19 protein-coding genes are annotated in these 21,313 nt (G+C 72.5%); 11 read left to right on the top strand and 8 right to left on the bottom strand.

Going from position 1 to position 21,313, the window contains the following annotated elements:
- Positions 1-2 precede the first annotated feature (2 nt).
- From ACQEU6_RS18800 to ACQEU6_RS18775, 6 genes are all read right to left on the bottom strand, one after another.
- A complete protein-coding gene (locus tag ACQEU6_RS18800) occupies positions 3-725 on the bottom strand; it encodes a PadR family transcriptional regulator (protein WP_499333606.1) in 723 nt (240 codons plus the stop codon).
- Between the two features lie 4 nt (positions 726-729).
- The gene (locus tag ACQEU6_RS18795) at positions 730-1,551 is read right to left on the bottom strand and encodes a DUF4097 family beta strand repeat-containing protein (protein WP_499333605.1); all 822 of its coding nucleotides are present in this window, start codon (positions 1,549-1,551) and stop codon (positions 730-732) included.
- 127 nt (positions 1,552-1,678) lie between these two features.
- The gene (locus tag ACQEU6_RS18790; protein WP_345183242.1) at positions 1,679-1,855 is read right to left on the bottom strand and encodes a DUF6104 family protein; all 177 of its coding nucleotides are present in this window, start codon (positions 1,853-1,855) and stop codon (positions 1,679-1,681) included.
- 69 nt (positions 1,856-1,924) lie between these two features.
- A complete protein-coding gene (locus ACQEU6_RS18785) occupies positions 1,925-5,611 on the bottom strand; it encodes a multifunctional oxoglutarate decarboxylase/oxoglutarate dehydrogenase thiamine pyrophosphate-binding subunit/dihydrolipoyllysine-residue succinyltransferase subunit (protein WP_499333604.1) in 3,687 nt (1,228 codons plus the stop codon).
- Between the two features lie 493 nt (positions 5,612-6,104).
- Positions 6,105-6,776: an AIM24 family protein gene (locus ACQEU6_RS18780; protein ID WP_499333603.1), complete on the bottom strand. Its 672-nt coding sequence runs from the start codon at positions 6,774-6,776 to the stop codon at positions 6,105-6,107.
- Positions 6,777-6,836: 60 nt separating this feature from the next.
- Complete coding sequence (locus ACQEU6_RS18775; RefSeq protein ID WP_499333601.1) at positions 6,837-7,745, bottom strand: glutathione S-transferase family protein; 909 nt, start codon at positions 7,743-7,745, stop codon at positions 6,837-6,839.
- A gap of 152 nt (positions 7,746-7,897) precedes the next feature.
- Between ACQEU6_RS18775 and ACQEU6_RS18770 the strand changes: the two genes are divergently transcribed.
- Positions 7,898-8,575, top strand: a complete 678-nt coding sequence (locus ACQEU6_RS18770; protein WP_499333600.1) for a DedA family protein — start codon at positions 7,898-7,900, stop codon at positions 8,573-8,575.
- A 12-nt stretch (positions 8,576-8,587) separates the two neighbouring features.
- Here ACQEU6_RS18770 and ACQEU6_RS18765 read toward each other — a convergent pair whose 3' ends face one another.
- The gene (locus ACQEU6_RS18765) at positions 8,588-9,658 is read right to left on the bottom strand and encodes an NAD(P)H-dependent amine dehydrogenase family protein (protein WP_499333599.1); all 1,071 of its coding nucleotides are present in this window, start codon (positions 9,656-9,658) and stop codon (positions 8,588-8,590) included.
- 247 nt (positions 9,659-9,905) lie between these two features.
- Here ACQEU6_RS18765 and ACQEU6_RS18760 point away from each other — a divergent pair, with 247 nt between their 5' ends.
- A complete protein-coding gene (locus tag ACQEU6_RS18760; protein WP_499333597.1) occupies positions 9,906-10,808 on the top strand; it encodes an SDR family oxidoreductase in 903 nt (300 codons plus the stop codon).
- Between the two features lie 4 nt (positions 10,809-10,812).
- Positions 10,813-11,610, top strand: coding sequence for an enoyl-CoA hydratase/isomerase family protein (locus tag ACQEU6_RS18755; protein WP_499333596.1), 798 nt, complete (start codon positions 10,813-10,815; stop codon positions 11,608-11,610).
- 242 nt (positions 11,611-11,852) lie between these two features.
- On the opposite strand, the gene ACQEU6_RS18750 is transcribed toward ACQEU6_RS18755, so the two are convergent.
- Positions 11,853-12,695, bottom strand: a complete 843-nt coding sequence (locus ACQEU6_RS18750; RefSeq protein ID WP_499333595.1) for a sirohydrochlorin chelatase — start codon at positions 12,693-12,695, stop codon at positions 11,853-11,855.
- Positions 12,696-13,044: 349 nt separating this feature from the next.
- On the opposite strand from ACQEU6_RS18750, the gene ACQEU6_RS18745 reads away from it, so the two are divergent.
- From ACQEU6_RS18745 to ACQEU6_RS18710, 8 genes are all read left to right on the top strand, one after another.
- Positions 13,045-15,648: a nitrate- and nitrite sensing domain-containing protein gene (locus ACQEU6_RS18745; protein WP_499333594.1), complete on the top strand. Its 2,604-nt coding sequence runs from the start codon at positions 13,045-13,047 to the stop codon at positions 15,646-15,648.
- Entirely contained in the window at positions 15,645-16,100 is a 456-nt protein-coding gene (locus ACQEU6_RS18740) for a roadblock/LC7 domain-containing protein (protein WP_499333593.1), read from the top strand. Before ACQEU6_RS18745 ends, ACQEU6_RS18740 begins: the two co-directional genes overlap by 4 nt.
- A gap of 3 nt (positions 16,101-16,103) precedes the next feature.
- Positions 16,104-16,484, top strand: coding sequence for a DUF742 domain-containing protein (locus ACQEU6_RS18735; protein ID WP_499333592.1), 381 nt, complete (start codon positions 16,104-16,106; stop codon positions 16,482-16,484).
- Entirely contained in the window at positions 16,465-17,115 is a 651-nt protein-coding gene (locus ACQEU6_RS18730; RefSeq protein ID WP_499333590.1) for a GTP-binding protein, read from the top strand. Before ACQEU6_RS18735 ends, ACQEU6_RS18730 begins: the two co-directional genes overlap by 20 nt.
- A 104-nt stretch (positions 17,116-17,219) precedes the next feature.
- Positions 17,220-19,865 carry a sensor histidine kinase gene (locus ACQEU6_RS18725; RefSeq protein ID WP_499333588.1) on the top strand — a complete coding sequence of 882 codons (2,646 nt, stop codon included), beginning with the start codon at positions 17,220-17,222 and terminating at the stop codon, positions 19,863-19,865.
- On the top strand, positions 19,862-20,308 hold the full coding sequence (locus ACQEU6_RS18720) for a roadblock/LC7 domain-containing protein (RefSeq protein ID WP_499333587.1): 447 nt from the start codon (positions 19,862-19,864) through the stop codon (positions 20,306-20,308). Before ACQEU6_RS18725 ends, ACQEU6_RS18720 begins: the two co-directional genes overlap by 4 nt.
- 1 nt (position 20,309) lies before the next feature.
- Positions 20,310-20,705 carry a DUF742 domain-containing protein gene (locus tag ACQEU6_RS18715; protein ID WP_499333586.1) on the top strand — a complete coding sequence of 132 codons (396 nt, stop codon included), beginning with the start codon at positions 20,310-20,312 and terminating at the stop codon, positions 20,703-20,705.
- On the top strand, positions 20,686-21,291 hold the full coding sequence (locus ACQEU6_RS18710; protein ID WP_499333585.1) for a GTP-binding protein: 606 nt from the start codon (positions 20,686-20,688) through the stop codon (positions 21,289-21,291). Before ACQEU6_RS18715 ends, ACQEU6_RS18710 begins: the two co-directional genes overlap by 20 nt.
- The last annotated feature ends 22 nt before the right edge of the window (positions 21,292-21,313 follow it).

The following is a 21,313-nucleotide window of genomic DNA, read 5'->3' as shown; positions in this document are numbered from 1 at the left end:
GGTCACGGCTTCCGGCGGAAGACCTCGTTCCGCAGCCGCTCGCGGGTCTCGTCGAGGAGCGCCTGCGCGGCGGCGAGGTCGTCGTCGTCCAGCCGGGCCGACGTCGCGGACTTGCGGACGTCCTCGACGAACCGGCGCAGCAGGCGCTCCAGCTTGAGGCGGGCGACGTCCTCGCGGGTCCCGGTCGCCGTCTTCCATGCGTCGTCCCAGTTCTGCCGCCACTCCTCCTTCCACGCCTGCTTCTGCTCCCGCCAGTACTCCTTCTGCCGGCGCCACTCGTCCTTCTGGCGCTCGGTGGTCTCCTTCCAGGCGTCCTTGGACGTCGCCTTGCCCTGGTCGCGCATCGTCCGGGCGGCCTGCGTCAGCTCCTCGCGCAGCGTCCGGACGGTCTGGCGGACGTCCTCCTGCACACCGCGCGCGAACTCCTGCGCCGAGGCGGCGATCTCCTCCTCCAGGTCGGCCAGCTCGTCCATCCGGTGCTCCAGCTCCTCGCGTCCCTTGTCGGTCAGCGAGTACACCTTCTTCCCCTTGATCACCTCGTGGGTGACCAGGCCCTCGGCCTCCAGCCGGGCCAGCCGCGGATAGATCGTGCCGGGGGAGGGCGAGTAGACCCCGAGGAACCGGTCCTGCAGGAGCCGGATCACCTCGTAGCCGTGCCGCGGGCTCTCCTCCAGCAGCTTGAGCAGGTACAGCCGCAGGCGACCGTGGCCGAAGACGGGGCTCACGTGGTCACTTCTCCATTCGGGGTGTGGTGATCTCCGGGGCGTCGTCGTCGCGGCCGAGCAGGGCGATCGTGCCGGACACCGTGTTGACCGCGACGCGCCCGGCGCCGTCCCCCATCCTGCCGCTGACCGAGCGCGAGACGGCGCGTTCGTGCCGGTCGAACGGGAAGGACGTCTCGATCCGCCCCGCGGCCGAGTTCAGGGTCACCCGCGCGCCGGTGGACGCCGGGACGCGCAGCGCCACCTCGCCCGAGACCGTGTTCACCTCGACGCCGCCGCTCCCGGACAGGTCGACGTCGGCGGCGATGCGGCCGCTGACCGTCCGGGCCGCCAGCCGCTCGACGGACGCGCCGGCCAGCGTCAGGTCGCCGGACACGGAGGTGAACGACACCGTCCCGTCCAGGCCCTGCGCCTCGACCGCGCCGGAGACGGTGTTGGCGTCGATCGCGCCCGCCACCCCGTCGAGCGTCACCTCGCCCGAGGCGCTCTTGATCGACGTGCGAACCGTCGTGCCGGTCACCACGGCGTCCGCCGACACCAGGTTGAGGCCGACCGGGCAGTCGTGCGGGACGGTCACGGTGATCTCCGCGCGGACCCCCTGGTGGCGCAGCCAGCCGAGCATGCCCTCCCAGAGCTTCTCGTGGGTGACGGTCAGCATCCCCGCCTCGTGCGTGACCACCAGCGGCGGCCCCTCGACGCCGGCGACCATGACGGAGGGGCGCTCGTCGGAGGCGAGCACCGAGACGCTGCCCGCGATCAGCGTGACCCGCAGCGCGACCACGCCGTCGAAGTCGAGGGTGGTGGGTTCGTCGATCGTCCAGCGCGACATCACGATGTGCCCTTCGTCCGAGCGGCTGCCGTCAGTTAACACGATATGTCGCGTCCCGGGGAAGTCAAGACATATCGCGTTCGTCCGGGGAAGGGGGCCCGCCCGAGCCCCGGCCGGCGCCCTCCGGTCAGTCCTCCTCCTCGTCCAGGCGCGCGAGCCACGTGGCGAGGCGTTCGACGGGGGTCTCGAACTCCGGGTTCAGGTCGACGAACTCGCGCAGCCGGCCCGCCAGCCACTCCAGGCTGACCTCCTCCGCGCCGCGCCGGTCCGCCAGCTCCTCGATGCCGCGGTCGGTGAAGTACATCGTCTCTCCCCATGGACGCCGAGGGCCCCGGCGCGGTGCACCGGAGCCCTCGGATCGATCGGTACCGCTCTACTCCTGCTCGCCGAACAGGCGCGCGAGCAGCGCCTCCTGCTCCGCCTGGTGCAGCTTGTTCGACCCCACCGCCGGGGACGAGGACGCCGGGCGCGACACCCGCGACATCTTCAGCCCGTCGATGTGGTGCGGCAGCTTGAGCGCCATGAACGGCCAGGCTCCCATGTTGGCGGGCTCGTCCTGCACCCAGACGACCTCGACGTCGTCCGGGTACTTGGCCAGCTCTTCCTTGATCTCGTCGACCGGCGGCGGGTAGAGCCGCTCGACCCGCACGACCGCGGTGTCGTTCGCGCCCGTCGCCTGCCGGGACTTCACCACCTCGTAGTAGATCTTGCCGGTGGTGAGCAGCACCCGCCGCACGCCCGCCGGGTCGATCGCCGGGTCGCTCTCCGGGATGACCGGCTGGAACGCGCCGCCGGTGATCTCCCCGACCGGGGAGGCGGCCGCCTTCAGCCGCAGCAGCACCTTCGGCGTGAACACGACCAGCGGCTTGTGGCGGTTCGACAGCACCTGCCAGCGCAGCAGGTGGAAGTAGTTCGCCGACGTGGTCGGGTAGACGACGGTCATGTTGTCCTGCGCGCACAGCTGCAGGTACCGCTCGATCCGCGCGGACGAGTGGTCGGGCCCCTGGCCCTCGTAGCCGTGCGGCAGCAGCAGCACGACGCCCGAGTGCTGGCCCCACTTCTGCTCGCCGGAGGAGATGTACTCGTCCACGATCGACTGGGCGCCGTTGGCGAAGTCGCCGAACTGGGCCTCCCAGCACACGAGCGCGTCGGGGCGGGTCATCGAGTAGCCGTACTCGAAGCCCATGGCCGCGTACTCGCTGAGCAGCGAGTCGTGGGCGTAGAACTTCGACACGCCCTGCCCGAACTGCTTGAGCGGCGTGTACTCCTCGCCGGTCCTGCGGTCGACGAGCACCGCGTGCCGCTGGCCGAAGGTGCCGCGGCGGGTGTCCTGCCCGACGAGCCGCACCGGGTGGCCGTCGATCAGCAGCGAGCCCATCGCCAGCAACTCGCCGGTCGCCCAGTCGATCGCGTCGTCCTCGATCATCTGGGCGCGGCGCTGCAGGATCGGCTGGAGCCGCGGATGCGGGGTGAAGCCCTCCGGCAGGCCGACCTGGGTGTCGATGATCCGCTTCACGGTCTCCAGCGGGATCGCCGAGCCGGCCCGGCCGTGGTCGATCGGGATGCGCTCCTCGACGTCGGGCTTCACGACCGAGCCCGGTTCGAGGGGCTTCTTCACGGCCTCGCGGGTCTCGGTGAAGGCCCGCTCCAGCTGCTCCTGGTAGTCGCGGAGCGCCTGCTCGGCCTCCTCCACCGTGATGTCGCCCCGGCCGATCAGCGCCTCGGTGTAGAGCTTGCGCACCGACCGCTTGGCATCGATCAGGTCGTACATCAGCGGCTGCGTGAACGAGGGGTTCTCCCCCTCGTTGTGGCCGCGCCGCCGGTAGCAGATCATGTCGATGACGACGTCCTTCTTGAACGTCTGCCGGTACTCGAACGCCAGCCGCGCGACCCGGGCGCACGCCTCGGGGTCGTCGCCGTTCACGTGGAAGATCGGCGCCTGGATCATCCGCGCGACGTCGGTGGCGTAGACGCTGGAGCGCGAGTACTCCGGCGCCGTGGTGAAGCCCACCTGGTTGTTGATGATCACGTGCACGCTGCCGCCGGTGCGGTAGCCGCGCAGCTGCGACAGGTTCAGCGTCTCGGCCACCACGCCCTGCCCGGCGAACGCGGCGTCGCCGTGGATCAGGATCGGCAGCACGGTGAAGCCCGCCTCGCCGACGTCCAGCAGGTCCTGCTTGGCGCGGACGACGCCCTCCAGCACCGGGTCGACCGTCTCCAGGTGGGAGGGGTTTGCGACCAGCTCGGTGTGGATCTTGGAGCCGTCGCTGCCGACGAAGTCGCCGGACGCCCCGAGGTGGTACTTCACGTCGCCCGAGCCCTGCGCGCTGCGCGGGTCGAGGTTGCCCTCGAACTCGCCGAAGATCTGCCCGTAGGACTTGCCGACGATGTTGGCGAGGACGTTCAGCCGGCCGCGGTGGGCCATGCCGATCACGACCTCGTCCAGGCTGGCCTTGGCCGCCGCCGAGATCACCGAGTCGAGCAGCGGGATGACCGACTCGCCGCCCTCGAGGGAGAACCGCTTCTGCCCGACGAACTTCGTCTGCAGGAACGTCTCGAACGCCTCGGCGCTGTTCAGCCGCCGCAGCACGTGCAGCTGCTCCTCGCGCGAGGGCTTGTCGTGCGGGACCTCGACGCGCTCCTGGATCCAGGCGCGCTCCTCCGGGTCCTGCATGTGCATGTACTCGATGCCGACCGTCCGGCAGTACGCCATCCGCAGCACGCCGAGGATGTCGCGCAGCTTCATCGTCGGCTTGCCGCCGAACCCGCCGGTCGCGAACTCGCGCTCCAGGTCCCACAGGGTGAGGCCGTGCTTGAGGATGTCGAGGTCGGGGTGGCGGCGCTGCGTGTACTCCAGCGGGTCGGTGTCGGCCATCAGGTGGCCGCGGACCCGGTAGGCGTGGATCAGCTCGTGGACGCGGGCGACCTTGGCGACGTCGTCCTCGTGGGTGGCGGAGATGTCCTTGACCCAGCGCACCGGCTCGTACGGGATGCGCAGCGCCTCGAAGATCTCGTCGTAGAAGCCGTCCTCGCCGAGCAGCAGCTCGTTGATGCGGCGCAGGAAGTCGCCGGACTGCGCGCCCTGGATGATCCGGTGGTCGTAGGTGGAGGTCAGCGTCATCACCTTGCTGATCCCCATGCGCGACAGGGTGTCGCTGGAGGCGCCCGCGAACTCGGCCGGGTACTCCATGGCGCCGACGCCGATGATCGTGCCCTGGCCGGGCATCAGCCGCGGCACCGAGTGGACGGTGCCGATCGTGCCCGGGTTCGTCAGGCTGATCGTGGTGCCCTGGAAGTCCTCCAGGGTGAGCTTGCCGCCGCGGGCCTTGCGGACGATCTCCTCGTAGGAGGCCCAGAACTGGCGGAAGTCCAGCGTCTCGGCGGCCTTGATGCTCGGCACCACCAGCTGGCGCGAGCCGTCGCCCTTCTGCAGGTCGATGGCCAGCCCGAAGTTGACGTGCTCCGGCCTGATCAGCACCGGCTTGCCGTCCACCTCGGTGAACGCGGCGTTCATCTCGGGCATCGCGGTCAGCGCCTTGACGATCGCGTACCCGATCAGGTGCGTGAAGGAGACCTTGCCGCCGCGCCCGCGCTTGAGGTGGTTGTTGATGACGATGCGGTTGTCGATCAACAGCTTGGCCGGGACGGCGCGCACGCTCGTCGCCGTCGGCACGGCGAGGCTGGCCTCCATGTTGGTGGCCGTCCGCGCGGCGACACCGCGCAGCCGGACCTCCTCGGCACCCGCCGGCACCGGCGGGGGAGCCGGCCTGTCCGCCTTGGCGGGCGCCCGGGCCGGGGCCTTCGGCGCGGCCGGTGGCTTCGGTGTCGGCGGAGCGGCCGCCGTGCCGTTGGCGGCCTTCGGGGCCACGCCGTCGGCCTGGGGGGTGGCGGACGCTGGCCGGCTGTCCGGCTCGTAGTCCGCGAAGAAGTTCCACCAGGCTTCGTCAACGGAGTTCGGGTCGTCGAGGTACTTCTGGTACAGCTCGTCGACCAGCCACTCGTTGGCGCCGAAATCGGTCAGCATCGGGTCGGCACTTGTTTGCGACGACTCTGTCGACACGGCGGAGATCGCCCTCTTCCGCAGCTCGCAGGTAAGTTCTGAGACGCAACAAGGCTACTCGCACTTGCCCCCGCACCACGCCAGCGTGTCGTAACCCCGCCCACACCGCCCCGCCGTTGGCTGAACCAGCCAAAGGCAGGGCCGTGCCTTTGGCAAGATCCACGAACGCCCCCCTCCTCCGATGCCATCGCCGAAACCACGCGACGACCCCGGGGGCCGCGACCGCGTCCGAAGGCAGATTCGAGCGAAGCGAGAACCTGATCGCGCAGCGAGCCGCCAGGCGACCCGAAGCGATGCCAGGCACTCCCAGCGACCTCAGCCCTCACCGCAACCACGCGACAACCTGAGGAGTCGCGATCGCGTCCGAAGGCAGATTCGAGCGAAGCAAGAATCTGATCGCGCAGCGAGCCGCCAGGCGAGCCGGAGCGATGCCAGCGATCGCCCGCGTTTTTCGACGATGGAGGGCCGCCAGGCCCGAAGGAGGAGAAAAATGCTAGTGAGTATGCGGAGCGACCGTCGGGCCCTCGGACGCCTGGATCAGGACGAAGCCCTGGCCCTGGTAGGCGAGCTGCATCGCTTCGCCGCTGCCGCGGCCGATGAGGGCGCTGGCCTTGAAGGTGCGGTTGACGCCGACCTGGAGGCTCGTGCTCCACGCGACGGCGGACTGGCCGTCGGCGAACGTGGGGGCGCGGCCGCAGTCGAGCATGACCGGGGTGCCGTGTGTGGTGAGCGCCACCCAGCCGGTGCCCTGGAGGGTGGTGTTGAACAGGCCGCCCGCGGCGATGCCGGCGCCCTGGACGCGCTGGATGTCGGACTGCAGGTGCGAGTCGTAGGCGAGGATGTTCTTGCCGTTGACGGTCATGCCCTCGTTCTCCAGGTAGAACAGGTGGATGTCGTCGGCGTCGTTGGCGACGAACAGCAGGCCCTGGCCCTTGACGCGCATGAGGGGGACGCCCTCGCCCGTCAGGGCCTTCTTCATGAACTTGCCGATGCCGCCCGCACCCTCGTAGTCGAACTCCATCTGGCCCTGGAAGGCGACCATGGAGCCCTGGCGGGCGAGGACGTCGCCGTTCAGGTGGACGCGGAGCATCTTGGAGTTCTGGAGGGCGAAGTGGCCGGGGAGCTGCTGTCCCTGTTCGAGGTTGCCGAAGAACTGGCTGCGCATGGGGGTCGTGCCTCTCGTGCGGATTACTGGAGGTGCGCCAGCATAACGAGGGACACGCGGTCATTGTCCCCGGTGGTGCGGGGTCGTCCAGTCCACGAGCGGACCCTTGGCGACGACGCCGGACGGGTTGATGTTCCGCTGGGTCACGTAGTAGTGCCGCTTGATGTGGTCGAAGTTCGTGGTCCCGCCGAACGCGGGGATCGAGTAGAGGTCGCGGGCGTAGCCCCAGAGGTTCTCGTGGTCGGCGAGGCGCCGCAGGTTGCACTTGAAGTGGCCGTGGTAGACGGCGTCGAAGCGGGCGAGCGTCGGGTAGAGCCGGACGTCGGCCTCGGTGATCTCGTCGCCGAACAGGTAGCGGCGGGTGGACAGGCGCTCCTCCAGCCGGCCGAGGGTGTCGAAGAGGGCGTCGAAGGCCTCCTCGTAGGCGCCCTGCGAGGTGGCGAAGCCGGCCTTGTACACGCCGTTGTTGACCGTCTGGTAGACGAGCTCGTTCAGCTCGTCGATCTCGGGCCGCAGCGCCTCGGGGTACAGGTCGGGCGCGCCGGGGCGGTGGTGGGCGGTGAACTCCGTCTCGAACATCGTGGTGATGTTCGGGAAGTCGTTGGTGACCAGGCGCTCGGTCTCGGTGTCCCAGACGCAGGGCACGGTGTAGCGGCCCTGGAACGCCGGGTCGGTGGACAGGTACAGCTCGGAGAGGAAGACGGCGCCGGTCACCGGGTCGCGGTCGGGGAACCGCCAGCCCCGCTCGTCCCGGATGGGGTCGACGACCCCGACGCCGATCGCGTCCTCCAGGCCGAGGAGCCGCCGCACGATCAGGGTGCGGTGCGCCCACGGGCACGCGTAGGAGACGAAGAGCCGGTACCGGCCGGGCTCGGCGGGCAGGCCGTCCGCCCCGTCCGCCGTGATCCGCTCGGTGAACCGGTTCGCCTGCCGGACGAACCGGCCTCCCTCGACCTCCTGGACGCTCATGCCCGTCTCCCTCTGAAGTAGGTGAGGACGGTTCCCGGGTCGGCACCTGAGGGCGATCCGGGTCCGGGAACCTCGCGGCTACCATAACCGTCGGTATCCAGTGTGAAACGGCCGCGAGGCCGGCCGGCGGATCGACGAGATGGCGGGGGTCCATGCTCGAACAGTTCAACGCCCTGGTGGACGGCCTTCCACCGGCGATGATCTACCTGATCATCGCGGCGCTGGTGTTCGCGGAGGCCGCGCTGTTCGTCGGCTTCGTGTTCCCGGGCGAGACCGCGATCGTGGTCGGCGGCGTCCTCGCCAGCCAGCACGTGCTGTCGCTGCCGCTGCTGCTGGTCATCGCGGTGGTCGCGGCCGTGGCCGGCGACTCGGTGGGCTACGAGATCGGCCGCAAGTACGGGCCGCGGCTGCTGGACGTCAAGATGATGCGAAGACACCGGGCGAAGGTCGCGGCCGCGCAGGACATGATCCGCCGCCGCGGCGCGTTCGCGGTGTTCATCGGGCGGTTCACGGCGCTGCTGCGGGCGCTCATGCCGGCGCTCGCGGGCAGTTCGCGGCTGCCGTATCCGAAGTTCCTGCTCTTCAACGTCATCGGCGGCGTCACCTGGGTGGTGACGTTCACGCTCGGCGGCTTCTTCGCGGGCACGGCGTTCGAGCACGCGGCCAAGCTCGCGGGCCGGGGGCTGGCGATCGGCCTGGCGGCCGCGGCCGTCGTCGCGCTGGTGGTGTGGAGCGTCCGCAGGCACCGCCGCGAGGCCCGCGAGGAGGCCGAGGCCCAGGCGGCCGAGATCACCTCCGAGGACGAGTCGGCGACGACGCTGCCGTCCTGACGGCCGGGGCGCTCAGAGGTGCATCCGGCCCGTGACCATCGGCAGGTCCAGGTAGGTGCGGATGCCGGGGTCGGCGCGGCACACGGCCGGGACGGAGTTCACCGCGTGCGCGGACGCCGCGGAGATCGCGTCGCTGATCCACTCCTCGCCGGCCGACAGCGTGAGCGGCGGCCGGCCGTCCACGCGCAGCGAGTACCCGGGCCGCCCCCACTCGTCCGGCATCCGCGCGGCGTCGGCCTTGTGCACGATCTCGACGGTGATCACGGGCCTGCCGGCGGCGATGCCGCTGAACGTCCAGCGGTCCGCGGCGACCGTGCCGCGCGGGATCGGCCCGGCGGCGGTCACGAGGTCGGCGCCGGCCAGCCGGTGGTCGGCGTCCACGTCGATCTCGTCGAGGTCGACGCCGAGCCCGGCGGCGATCAGGTGCAGGCTCTCGGAGAACAGCGCCCGCATCGTGGCGCGGGCGGCCCGCAGCGTCCGCAGGTACGTCTCCTCGTCCTTGCCGAACCCGAGCACCTCGTGGACCATCCGCCAGGACGGGTGCCGGGCGAAGTCGGAGCACTCGCGGGCGTAGACGTGGGTGATCCGGCGCGACAGCCGCGACAGCACCAGCGGCATCACGTCGGCCATGAAGCCGTGGCTGACGCCGCTGCCGTGCACCGACGCGCCGCCGCGCTTGCAGGCCTGCTCCAGCTCGCTCACGAAGAGCGGGCCGTGCGCCCGCGGGTAGACGAGCCCGGTGAGGGAGATCAGGTTCTTGCCGGACGCCAGCAGCGCGCAGATCGTCTCCAGCTCGGCGAAGCGGTCGGGCCGGGGGGTCGGGGCGTACAGGACGCAGTCGGCCTCCAGGTCGAGGATCTCGCCGAGGTCGCCGGTCGCGGCGACGCCGACCGGGTCGCGTCCCGCGAGGGTTCCGGCGTCGGCGCCGACCTTGGCCGGGGCGTGCACCCACGCGCCGGCGAGCTCCATGTCGTCGCGTTCGAGCACGCCCCGGATCGCGCTGCGTCCGAGGGCGCCCGTCGCCCACTGCACCACGCGGTAGCGGCGGCAGGACGCGGACGCGGACGTGGTGGCGAGGCTCATCGCACGGGACCTCCGTTGCTCCTCGTGTCGTCGACGGGTGAGGAGACTACGCGGTGGGCGCGGGGGGAATTGCAGCATTTGGCGCAACTTCCTCCCACGTCCCATCGTACGCAGGACTGTCCCGGCGTCCAGCCGGGAAGGAACCCCGGGGGCCGCGGCCGAGCGCGATTCGGTTTAGTGGTACCACTGGGTAACCCCATGATGATTTCCTGGGGGCGTAGTCGGTGCGATGTGAGGGAGACACGAGATGTCGGAACTGCGCTACGACGGCCGCGTGGCGGTCGTGACCGGGGCTGGCCACGGCCTCGGCCGGCAGCACGCGCTGGAGCTCGCCGCGCGCGGCGCCAAGGTCGTCGTCAACGACCTCGGCGGTGACCGGTCCGGGTCCGGCGCCTCCGCGGGCCCCGCCCAGGAGGTCGTGGACGAGATCAGGAAGAACGGCGGCGAGGCCGTCGCGAACCCCGACAACGTCGCCACCCCCGAGGGCGCGCAGGCGATCGTCGCCTCCGCGCTGGACGCGTTCGGCAAGGTCGACATCGTCGTCAACAACGCGGGCATCCTGCGCGACAAGTCGTTCAAGAACATGTCGGTCGAGGAGTTCGACTCGGTCATCGCCGTCCACCTGCGCGGCTCGTTCCTCGTCTCCAGCGCCGCCTGGCCGCACCTGCGCGAGCAGGGCTACGGGCGGATCGTGAACACCTCCTCGCCCGCGGGCCTGTTCGGCAACTTCGGCCAGGCCAACTACTCCACCGCCAAGATGGGCCTGGTCGGGTTCACCAAGACCCTCGCCCAGGAGGGCGCCAAGTACAACATCAAGGCCAACGCGATCGCGCCGGTCGCCTGGACCCGGATGACCGAGGACCTGCTGCCCGCCGACTTCGCCGACAAGCTCGGCGTCGACCAGGTCACGCCGCTCGTCGCCTACCTCGTGCACGACTCCGTCGAGGACTCCGGGCAGGTCTACACGGTCGGCGGCGGCCGGATCGCGAAGATCTTCGTGGCGGAGGGCCCCGGCTACGGGCAGAAGGAGACGCTGTCGGTCGAGGACGTCCGGGACAACTGGGCGGCCATCGGCGCGGCGGAGCCGCTGACCGTGTTCGGCAACGTGGGCGAGCAGATGGGCCCGCTGATCCAGCAGCTCACGTCCTGAGCCGTTGGCCGGGATCGAGCTCGACCGGCGGGACGGGGTGCTCACGATCACCCTGTCCCGCCCGGAGCGCCTGAACGCGGTCGACGGCGCGCTGACCGAGGAGATGCTGGACGTCCTCAACGGGCTGATGCGCGACACCTCCACCCGCGTGGTCGTGCTGACCGGCGCGGGCCGCGGCTTCTGCTCGGGCATGGACCTGCAGGGCGGCGACCCGGGCGGCGCGACCGGCGAGGGCCGCGTCCAGCGGCTCTACCGGGGCATCGCGCGGGGCGGCGAGGTCACCGCGCGGCTGCGGGAGATCCCGCAGCCGGTGATCGCGGCGCTGCACGGCCCCGTCGCGGGCATGGGCGTGTCCTGGGCGCTGGCCTGCGACCTGCGGGTCGCCGACCCGACGACCCGCTTCGTCGTGCCGTTCGTCGACCTCGGGCTGTCGGCCGGCGACTGCGGCCTGTCCTGGCTGCTGCCGCGCCTGGTCGGGCCGGCGAAGGCCGCGGAGATCTGCTACCGGGCGCAGCGCCTGGACGCGGCGCGCGCCGACGCCCTCGGCCTCGTCACCGAGACGGCCCCCGAGGGCGGGGACCTGGCCGCCGCCCAGGCCCTCGCCGACGAGTTGCTCGGAAGGTCTCCCTACGGCCTGAGCCGCACGAAGGAGCTGCTCAACGCGTCCCTGGACGTCCCCGGCCTGCGCCGGCAGCTCATGGCGGAGACGGCCGTGCAGACCCTGGCGTTCTTCAGCGAGGACCTCGCCGAGGGAATGGCGGCGGCCATGGAGAAACGCCGTCCGGAGTTCAAAAACCGCTAGCGGCCCTTGCCAGGGTCGCCTCCCATGGGACGCCGAGGTCGGCCCAAGGGAGGCGACCCCCTTGGGTCAGGGCCTGGCTCGAAGTGGCCTCGGCCACGCGCGAACGCGTGAACTGCCCGGTGTCGCGAAGCCGGAGGCGAGCGACACCGGGCAGATCGCGAAGCGATGCCGCGTTCGCCCAGGGACGGTCACGTAGCGAGCCGCCAGGCGAGCAAAGTGGGCCGGGACTGAGAAAACACCGCCTAGTCGGCGAGCGCGGTGGAGAGCGCCTCGACGTAGCGGAGGGAGGCCAGGCGGGCCAGGGCCGGGTGGGCGCCGAGGGGCGCGGAGTGCGCGGAGCCCACGGTGGCGGCCGCCGCGGTGATCAGCGCGGCCTCCGGCTCGGGTCCGATCAGGTGCGGGGCGACGGCGATGGACGCCGCTCCGGCCGCGCGCAGCTGCTCGTAGGCGGCCTTGACCGACGCCTCGTCGTTCAGCGAGGCGGTGAAGACGGGGGCCGCGAGCCGGGAGGCCAGGAGCACGCCGGTGACCTCGGCCTGCCGGACGGCGGCGGCGTCGCCCGGCGTGGCGACGATCACACCGGAGGCGGCCGTCACCATCGTCATCAGCCTGATCCGGTCGGCGCGGGCGAGGCCCGCGTCGGCGAGCCGGTCGTGCAGGGCCTCGGCGATGAGCGGGTGCGGGCCGAGCGGCTCGGCGGCGACGGTGCGCACGGGCGACGCCGCCACGGCGGCGCGCACGGCGGCGTCCAGCGCGGGGTCGGGCCCGGTGGACAGCGGCACCACCACGGCCGCGAGCTCGTCGCCCCGCGGCCGGATGCCGGCGAGGACGGCGTGCAGGTTCGCCTCGTCGCCCTCCAGGTGCCCGACGTGGGCCGGCTGTCCGGTGTGCTCAAGCTCCACGAGCCGGGCGAGCTCGACGGCGATGTCGGTGCCGGCCCGCCGGGCGGGTCCGGGGACGGCGAGGATGAGCGTGGGGGATCCGGGGGGCAGAAGGAAGGACTCGTCGCCTCGGTGGCGGCCGCCGCGGGGTGTGCGGCGCCGTCGCGACGGCAATGCCTCGGATGCCTGGCTTTCGGGACTCACGGCGGGCATCGTAACGCCCTCCGGCCCGGGAGCCGTCCTCCCGCCCCGGCCGTCGTCGTTACCTGTAGGAATCGTTGCTCTCCTTCCCGGACCGGTCGCGGCGCGAGCGGTGGTGAAGAAGCAGAGTATGGCGCATTGTCGTCGAGCGACAGGGGGAAATGAAGCAAGTTGTCCGGATTTGTCGCTATCCTCTTGCGTCGGGTTCGACAAGATCGTCTTGATATCGCGCATCGCCGCAGGTGGCAAGGAATAGTGGCAATACGGCCGAATGCCGTCAAAGGGGTTGCGGGAGCGTCGCGCGCGGCCTTTATGATCCAGGGGCCCTCCGTGTCGGAACCTTCGAGGTCACATGAAATCCCCCCGTAGGCGGTCGATCCGCTCGAAGGTCACCGCGTTGCTGCTCGTGCCGCTGCTCTCGCTCGTCGCGCTCTGGGGATATGCCGCGATCGTCACCGGGCGCGACGCGCTCGCCCAGCGCCGCTACCACACACTCGACCGCGAGTTCGCGCCGAGCGGCCAGGGCGTCCTGGTGGAGCTCGGCAAGGAGCGGCAGGCCTCGGCCGTGTTCCTCAGCACCCCGCGCCAGGCCGCGGGCGGCGCCCCCGCCGCCCTGGTGTCGCAGCGCTCGCGCCTCGACGCGGCCGTCGAGAACTTCCGCCGCAGGGCCACCTCCGCCGCCGCCCGCAGCGCGACGAGCGCCGAGATGGAGGCCCGCGTCGCCGAGGTCCTGCGGGCGCTCGGCGGACTCGGCGGGCTGCGCGCCGCGGTCGACGCCCGTTCCGTCGACCGTTTGGCCGCGGTCAACGGGTACGGCACGATGGTCGACAACATGCACCGGCTTTATGACAGCCTTGTGGCCATCGACGACTCCGCGCTCTATGACTGGACCCAGTCCACCCGGCACGCCGGCCGCGGCATGGAACTGCTGCAGCGCGAGAACGCGCTGGTCGCCGGCGCGTTCATCACCAAGGGCCGGATGACGGCGGCCGAGCACCGGCTGTTCGTGGAGATGGTCGGCGAGCAGCGCTGGCAGTGGACGAAGCAGCGCTCCCTGCTCGACCCGGTCGTCTACCGGACCGGCACCGCGCAGGTCTTCGCCTCGCCGGAGTACCAGACGTTCAAGGCGATCGAGGACCGGATCGCCGACGCCGACCCGCGCCGGCCGATCCCCGTCCAGCCCGGCGAGTGGCAGCGGACGGCGCAGCCGCTCGTGCTCTCGGTCAACGGGATGGTCCTCGGCAACTCCAGGCGCGCCGGGGAGCACGCCGACGAGCTCGGCCGCGAGGCCTACCTCCGGCTCGCCGCCGTCGGCGGCCTCGGCCTGCTGTCGATCCTGCTGTCGGTGCTGCTGTCGCTGCGGTTCGCGCGCGGGTTCGTCCGCGAGCTGGTCGGGCTGCGCGGATCGGCCGAGGAGCTGGCCGAGCAGCGGCTGCCCGGCATCGTCGCCCGGCTCGGCCGCAACGAGAGCGTGGACGTCGCCGCGGAGGCCCCGCCCCTGGACGCCGGGCGCACCGCCGAGGTCGCCCGGCTCGCCGAGGCGTTCGCCAAGGTGCAGCGGACCGCCGTCGACGCCGCCGTCGGCCAGGCCGAGCTGCGCGCGGGCGTCAGCCGCATCTTCCTCAACATCGCCCGCCGCAACCAGTCGCTCCTGCACCGCCAGCTGACGCTGCTGGACGGCCTGGAGAGCCGCGCCGAGGCCGACGACCTGGAAGACCTGTTCCGCATCGACCACCTCACCACCCGCATGCGGCGGCACGCCGAGAGCCTGATCATCCTGTCCGGCGCGACGCCGGGGCGCGGCTGGCGGCGGCCGGTGCGCTTCGCCGACGTGCTGCGCGCCGCCGTCTCGGAGATCGAGGACTACACCCGCGCGACCGTGCTGACCGACTCCGAGGACGGCCTGGTCGGCGCGGCCGTCACGGACGTCGTGCACCTGCTGGCCGAGCTGATCGAGAACGCGGCGGCGTTCTCCCCGCCCAACACCGAGGTGCGGGTGATGGCCGAGCGGGTCGGCACCGGGTTCGCGGTCGAGGTCGAGGACCGCGGCCTCGGCGTCCGGCCGGAGCAGCTCGCCGAGGCCAACCGGCGGCTCGCCGAGCCGCCCGAGTACGACCTGGTCGACACCGACCAGCTCGGGCTGTTCGTCGTCGCGCGGCTGGCCGCCCGCCATGACGTCACCGTGAAGCTCCACCGGTCCCCGTACGGCGGCGTCACCGCGATCGTCCTGTTCCCGCACGAGCTGGTGGTGCGCGCCGAGGAGATGGCGGCCGGGATGCCGCCGCCGGAGGACGGGCCGCGCGCCGAGGCCGCGGCGCTCTCCGGGCCCGCCGTCGAGGGCCCGGCGGAGCCGGAGGTGACGCTCATGGCCGCGCCCGTCCCCGACGGGGTCGTCCCGCTCCGCGACCCGGGCGCCCCCGGAGAGCTCTCCGCCCTGCCCGCGGACGACCCGTACCAGTGGCAGCGGAACGCTCCAGGGCGCCTGGAGGGCGCCGGCGGCCACCTGGAGGCGCCGCCCGTGCTGCCCGCGCTCACCGGCCCCTCCGCGCCCGCCCCCGCCCCGGCGCCGGCGCCCGCCGAGCCATGGGGCGTCCCGGACCCGCCGGCGCCCGCGCCGCAGCGTCCCACCCCGAACCCCTGGTCGGACGACGCCCACACGCCGGCGGCCGAAGGCCCCGGCGCCGCCGCCGACGAGGACACCGACGAGGACACCGCCGAGGCCGCCGGTGAGGACTGGCAGCCCGCGGGAACCCACGCCGGGTTGCCCCGCCGCGTCAGGCAGAGGAACCTGGCCCCGCAACTGCGCAAGAGGCCCCCGGCGCCTCCGCCGTCCGGCGGAACCGTGACCGGGGCCGTCGCACGCTCGCCCGAGGAGGCACGCTCGCTGATGGCATCGATACAGCAGGGATGGCGGCGCGGACGCGCGTCCGACGCCCGGGAGGAGGGGACCCGATGATGCACAACACCGTGTCCGGTGAGTTGAACTGGCTGCTCAACGACTTCGCCCAGCGGGTCACGACGGTGCGGCAGGCGGTGATCCTGTCGCGCGACGGGCTGGCCGTGGCCGCCTCCAACGAGCTCGCCCGCGAGGACGCCGAGCACCTGTCGGCGCTGGCGTCCGGCGTGCAGAGCCTCGCGCGCGGCGCCGGACGGCACTTCGCGGGCGGCAACGTCCGGCAGACCATCATCGAGATGGACGCGCTGCTGCTGTTCGTGACCGCCGCCGGCGACGGCACCTGCCTGGCGGTGCTGGCCGAGGCGGAGGCCGACGCCGGACTGGTCGCCTACGAGATGGCGGTGCTGGTCAAGCGGGTCGGGCAGCACCTGCAGGCGAGCCCGAGGTTCGGGGCGGAGGCGGGCGGCCCGGCCTTCGGAGGCGCCGGGGGGTCCGCGCCGCGGGGCTTCTGACCGATGACCCCGCCGGGAGAGCGCTGGCTGGACCGCGACGCCGGACCGCTTGTGCGGCCCTACGCGATGACCCGGGGACGGACCCGTCCCCAGGGCGCGGGCTTCGAGTTGATCGCGGTGGTCGCGGCCACCGGCGTCCCGCCGGGCGACCGGCTGCGCTACAGCCCCGACCACGCGCAGGTGCTGCGCGGGTGCGCGCGGCCGGTGACGGTGGTCGACCTCGCGGCCGACCTCGCCCTGCCCCTCGGCGTCGTGCGGGTGCTGCTCGGCGACCTGCGGGACAAGGGCCTGGTCGCGGTGGTGGACGAGGCGCGCCCGGTCGAGGGCCGACGGCCCCCGGCCGGGGTGCTGAGGGAGGTGCTCAATGGACTCCGCGCGCTCTGACCGGGCGCCGGCCGGGCCGGGCTTCGCGGCCCGGCCGCTCGTCACCACCAAGATCCTCATCGCGGGCGGGTTCGGCGCGGGCAAGACCACCATGGTCGGCTCGGTCAGCGAGATCCGGCCGCTGCACACCGAGGAGCCGCTGAGCGACCGCGGCGACGGGGTCGACGACGTGGCCGGCGTGGCCGCCAAGGCGACCACGACGGTCGCCATGGACTTCGGCAGGATCACGCTGTCGGACCAGTTGCTGCTCTACCTGTTCGGCACGCCGGGCCAGGAGCGCTTCTGGTTCATGTGGGACGAGCTGGCGGCGGGCGCGATCGGCGCCGTCGTGCTCGCCGACACGCGCCGGCTGACCGGCAGCTTCCCGGCGATCGACTACTTCGAGCGCCGGGGCGTCCCGTTCGTGGTGGCCGTGAACTGCTTCGACGGCGAGCGGACGCACCGGGAGAGCGACATCGCCATCGCGCTCGACCTGGACCCCGGCGTCCCGGTGGTGCTGTGCGACGCGCGCCGCCGCGAGTCGTCCAAGGAGGTGCTCGTCGCGCTGATGGAGCACGTGCTGAGCTGGCCGGACGAGGAGGACGAGGCACCCGGCGGCCGGAAGTCCGATCATCGGGAACCCGCGACGTAGTAGGCTCCCGCACACCTCCGTACTCCACGCATCGGGAGGTTTCCCCCCATGTTTCGCCCCCCAATGCCGACCGCGACAAACGTGAGCAGGGTCCGCCAGCCGTGATGGGCCCCCGTTTCTCGTCCATCCGGGCGAGGATCAGCCTGCTGGTCCTCGTTCCGCTGCTGGCGCTCGCCTCGCTCTGGGTGTTCCTCACGGGCTTCACCTACGGCGACGCGCACCAGCTGCTGCAGAGCCGCGACTTCCAGGAGAAGACCGTGCTGCCCGCGCAGCACCTCATCGACGCGCTGCAGAAGGAGCGGCGGCTGGCGACGGCCGAGCTCGGCGGCGCCCGCCCCGACGCCGGCGTGATGCGGACGCAGCGGCAGGCCACCGACGACGCGGGCGAGAAGGTCCGCGAGGGCGCCCGCGACGGGGGGCTGCGGGACGCGATCCAGCCCGAGGTCGTCAACCGGATCGACGCCTTCGTGGAGCGGATCGGCACGCTGCGCGGCATCCGCCAGGGCGTGGACCAGCGGGTCGCCGACCGCGACCGCGTGCTGCGCGAGTACAGCGACATCATCGACGCGGGCTTCGCCGTCTACAACGCGACCGTGGCGGGGGACGGGTCCATCACCGCGCACGCCCGCACGCTCGCCTCGATCGGCCGCGCCCGCGAGTTCAAGTCGCGCGAGGACGCCCTGCTGACCGGCGCCCTCGCCGCCGGGCACATCACGACCGCCGAGCGCGGCGAGTTCGCGCAGCTCGTCGGCGCCCAGCGGACGCTGTACGCCGACAACGCGCCCAACCTGCCGCACGGCGACCACGGGCGCTACGAGCGGCTCGCGGCGTCCCCGCCGTTCGTCCAGCTGCGGACGCTGGAGGACCAGGTCATCCGCGGCGCCGAACCGCCCCGCGCCGCCCCGCGCAAGACCCGCGAGACGGGCGCCGTCCCCGCCGCGGGCGCACGCACCGGGCAGGCCGCCCGCGCCCCGCACACGCAGGCCGTCGAGCCCGCCATCTGGCGCTCCCTCTCCGACACCACCAACGGCCGGCTGTTCGATCTGGAGAACAAGGTCCTCGACGACGTCGCCGACCACGGGCAGCACATCGCGATCGGCGCCTTCACCCGCCTCGGCCTCGCCGGCGGCGTCGGCCTGCTCGCGATCGTGCTGTCGGCGCTGCTCGCCGTCCGGGTGTCGCGGCGGCTGCTGGAGGAGTGCCGCACGCTCGCCTCCGGCGTCGTGGACTTCACCCGCGCCCGGTTGCCGCTGCTCGCCGAGCAGATCCGCTCGGGCGCCCCCGTCGAGCCCGGGGCCGCACCCGAACTCGACTACCGCATCAACGAGATCCGGCAGATCGCCGAGTCCTTCGACCGCGCCCGCGAGGCCGTGCTCGTCGCCGCCGAGGGCGAGGTCGCCGCCCGGCGCGGCATCAGCGAGGTGTTCGTCAACCTCGCGCGCCGCAACCAGGCGCTGCTGCACCGCCAGCTCAGCCTGCTCGACACCATGGAGCGCCGCACCGAGGACCCCTCGGAGCTGTCCGACCTGTTCCGGCTCGACCACCTCGCGACGCGCATGCGCCGCCACGCCGAGGGCCTGGTCATCCTGGCCGGCAAGACCGCCGGGCGCGGCTGGCGCCGTCCCGTCCCGCTGGTGGACGTGGTGCGCGGCGCCGTCGCCGAGGTCGAGGACTACCCGCGCGTGCGGGTGCAGCCGCTGCCGCGCGTCTCGCTGCTCGGCTCCGCCGTCGCCGACGTCATCCACCTGCTCGCCGAGGTGGTCGAGAACGCCACCACGTTCTCGCCGCCGCAGTCGCCGGTGCGGGTCAGCGGCCAGGCGGTCGCCAGCGGGTTCGCGATCGAGGTCGAGGACCGCGGCCTCGGGATGACCGAGGAGGCGCTGCGCAGGGCCAACGAGCGGCTCGCCCACCCGCCCGAGTTCGACCCGTCCGACAGCGCCCAGCTCGGCCTGTTCGTCGTCGCCCGGCTGGCCGAGCGGCACGACATCACCGTCACCCTCCGCCCGTCGCCCTATGGGGGGACGACGGCGATCGCGCTGATCCCGGGCTCGCTCATCGTGGAGAGCGCCGAGCCGGAGCCGTCCGCCGTCCGCCGCGCCACCGGGCCCATGCAGAAGCTGCCGAGCCCCGCCGCCGCGCTCCCGGCGTCCGCCGCCGGGCGCGGCGAGTCCGGCGGGATCGTCCGGCTCGTCGCCGAGGCCGAACCGTACCCGGCGCCGCCGGCGCGTCCGGCCGAGGAGCCCGCGGCGCCGGTGTGGGACGCGACGCCGCCGGCGCCTCCCGCCCCCGTCCAGGCCGAGACGCCCCCGCCCCCGCGGGCGGAGGCGCCGCCGGAGCCGGTCCCGGCCCTGCGGGAGGGCGAACTGCCCAAGCGCAGGCGGCAGCAGCACCTGGCGCCCCAGCTCAAGGAACGGGTGGACGCGCACCTCGCCGCGCAGGGGCAGGCCCCGCCGCCCGCGGCGGAACCGGCGACGCCCGAACCGGAACCGGCCGCGCCCCCCGCGCCGGAGCCGGCCGGGATGCCGCTCGCCGCACCCGTCCCCATGGACGCTCCCGCGGACAAGCCCGGCCGCGACGCGGACGGGACCGTTCCCCCGGGCGAGGACCCGGACGGCGGCGCCGCCCGCTCGCCCGAGTCGATGCGAACGATGCTGTCCGCCATGCAGCAAGGTTGGCAGCGTGGCAGGCAGGACGCGGCCGACGCGGAGGCCGCAGGCAACGAAGGCGACCAGGAGGACGACGCCCCATGACACAGCCCCAGCACTCCGGCACGGAGTATCCGGGCGGAGCCGGAGGTGAGCTCAACTGGCTCCTGGACAGCCTCGTCCAGCGGGTCGCCCCGGTGCAGAACGCCGTCGTGCTGTCCAGCGACGGGCTGCGGATGGCCTCGTCCAGCGGGCTGGCCCGCGAGGAGTCCGACCACCTGTCCGCCGTCGCCGCCAGCTTCCAGAGCCTCGCGCGCGGGGCCGGGGAGTCGTTCGGCGGCGGGCCCGTCCGGCAGACGATCGTGGAGATGGAGTCGTCGTTCCTGTTCGTCACCGCCGCCGGCCGCGGCGCCTGCCTGGCCGTCCTCGCCGACGCCGAGGCCGACCTCGGGATCATCGCCTACGAGATGGCGATGCTGGTCACCCGGGTCGGCCAGCACCTGTCGGCCAACCCGCGCGTCGCCGCGGCCGACCCCGGCGGAGTGTGAGGTGGGCGGCACGGCCTGGTACGACGACGCGGCGGGCCCCGTCGTGCGCCCGTACGCGCTCACCCGGGGCCGGACGCACTACGACGGCGTCGAGTTCGACCTGGTCGCGCTGATCGTCGCGGCCGACCCGCCCGAGCCCGTGGAGGACGCCCACGCACTTCCGGCGACCCCGTGGGCGCCGGAACCCGAACATGACATGATCCTGGAGCTTTGCCGCACCCCGTTGTCGGTCGCCGAGATAGCGTCGGATCTGGAACTTCCCCTCGGGGTCGTCCGTGTCCTGCTCGGCGACCTGCTCGACCACTCGCTGATACAGGTCCGGCGACCCGCGCCGGTGGCGCAGTTCCCCAGCGAGCGCGTACTCAAGGAAGTGATCGATGGAATCCGTGCGCTCTGACGCGGCCGCCCAGCAGGGCGACTCGGCGCTGACGGTAAAGATCCTCGTGGCCGGCGGTTTCGGCGTCGGCAAGACGACCCTGGTCAGCGCGGTCAGTGAGATCCGCCCGCTGCGCACCGAGGAGGCGCTGACCGAGAAGAGCATCGGGGTCGACGACACCACGGCCGTCGCGTCCAAGACCACCACCACCGTGGCGATGGACTTCGGGCGCATCACCCTGCCCAACGGCCTGGTGCTGTTCGTGTTCGGCACCCCCGGCCAGGACCGGTTCTGGTTCATGTGGGACGAACTGGCCAAGGGCGCGCTCGGGGCGGTCGTCCTCGTCGACACCCGCCGCCTCGCCGACTGCTTCGCCTCGGTCGACTACTTCGAACGCCGCGGCGTCCCGTTCATCATCGGCGTCAACCGCTTCGACGGCGCCGGGCAGCACTCGGCCGACCAGGTCCGCGACGCTCTCGACCTGGCCCCGGAGATCCCCGTGATCTCCTGCGACGTCCGCGACCGCGAGGACGCCAAGCGCGTCCTCATCAGCCTCGTCGAACACATCATGCGCACCATGAGCACAGGACGGCAGATGGCGTACTAATTGCTTTTTCTTCTCCTTCGGG

This window comes from Spirillospora sp. CA-108201, assembly GCF_050936235.1.
Taxonomy (GTDB): Bacteria; Actinomycetota; Actinomycetes; order Streptosporangiales; family Streptosporangiaceae; genus Spirillospora.
Note: the sequence above shows the minus strand (reverse complement) of the source record. Positions and strands in the feature narration are given on the sequence as shown.

What these genes read in the sequence shown, in the direction of transcription:
- ACQEU6_RS18795 (WP_499333605.1), bottom strand. Translation starts at nt 1,551, where the DNA reads ATGTCGCGCTGGACGATCGACGAACCCACCACCCTCGACTTCGACGGC.
- ACQEU6_RS18770 (WP_499333600.1), top strand. Translation starts at nt 7,898, where the DNA reads ATGCTCGAACAGTTCAACGCCCTGGTGGACGGCCTTCCACCGGCGATG.
- ACQEU6_RS18780 (WP_499333603.1), bottom strand. Translation starts at nt 6,776, where the DNA reads ATGCGCAGCCAGTTCTTCGGCAACCTCGAACAGGGACAGCAGCTCCCC.
- ACQEU6_RS18740 (WP_499333593.1), top strand. Translation starts at nt 15,645, where the DNA reads ATGATGCACAACACCGTGTCCGGTGAGTTGAACTGGCTGCTCAACGAC.
- ACQEU6_RS18790 (WP_345183242.1), bottom strand. Translation starts at nt 1,855, where the DNA reads ATGTACTTCACCGACCGCGGCATCGAGGAGCTGGCGGACCGGCGCGGC.
- ACQEU6_RS18720 (WP_499333587.1), top strand. Translation starts at nt 19,862, where the DNA reads ATGACACAGCCCCAGCACTCCGGCACGGAGTATCCGGGCGGAGCCGGA.
- ACQEU6_RS18710 (WP_499333585.1), top strand. Translation starts at nt 20,686, where the DNA reads ATGGAATCCGTGCGCTCTGACGCGGCCGCCCAGCAGGGCGACTCGGCG.
- ACQEU6_RS18765 (WP_499333599.1), bottom strand. Translation starts at nt 9,658, where the DNA reads ATGAGCCTCGCCACCACGTCCGCGTCCGCGTCCTGCCGCCGCTACCGC.
- ACQEU6_RS18725 (WP_499333588.1), top strand. Translation starts at nt 17,220, where the DNA reads ATGGGCCCCCGTTTCTCGTCCATCCGGGCGAGGATCAGCCTGCTGGTC.
- ACQEU6_RS18775 (WP_499333601.1), bottom strand. Translation starts at nt 7,745, where the DNA reads ATGAGCGTCCAGGAGGTCGAGGGAGGCCGGTTCGTCCGGCAGGCGAAC.
- ACQEU6_RS18760 (WP_499333597.1), top strand. Translation starts at nt 9,906, where the DNA reads ATGTCGGAACTGCGCTACGACGGCCGCGTGGCGGTCGTGACCGGGGCT.
- ACQEU6_RS18745 (WP_499333594.1), top strand. Translation starts at nt 13,045, where the DNA reads ATGAAATCCCCCCGTAGGCGGTCGATCCGCTCGAAGGTCACCGCGTTG.
- ACQEU6_RS18730 (WP_499333590.1), top strand. Translation starts at nt 16,465, where the DNA reads ATGGACTCCGCGCGCTCTGACCGGGCGCCGGCCGGGCCGGGCTTCGCG.
- ACQEU6_RS18735 (WP_499333592.1), top strand. Translation starts at nt 16,104, where the DNA reads ATGACCCCGCCGGGAGAGCGCTGGCTGGACCGCGACGCCGGACCGCTT.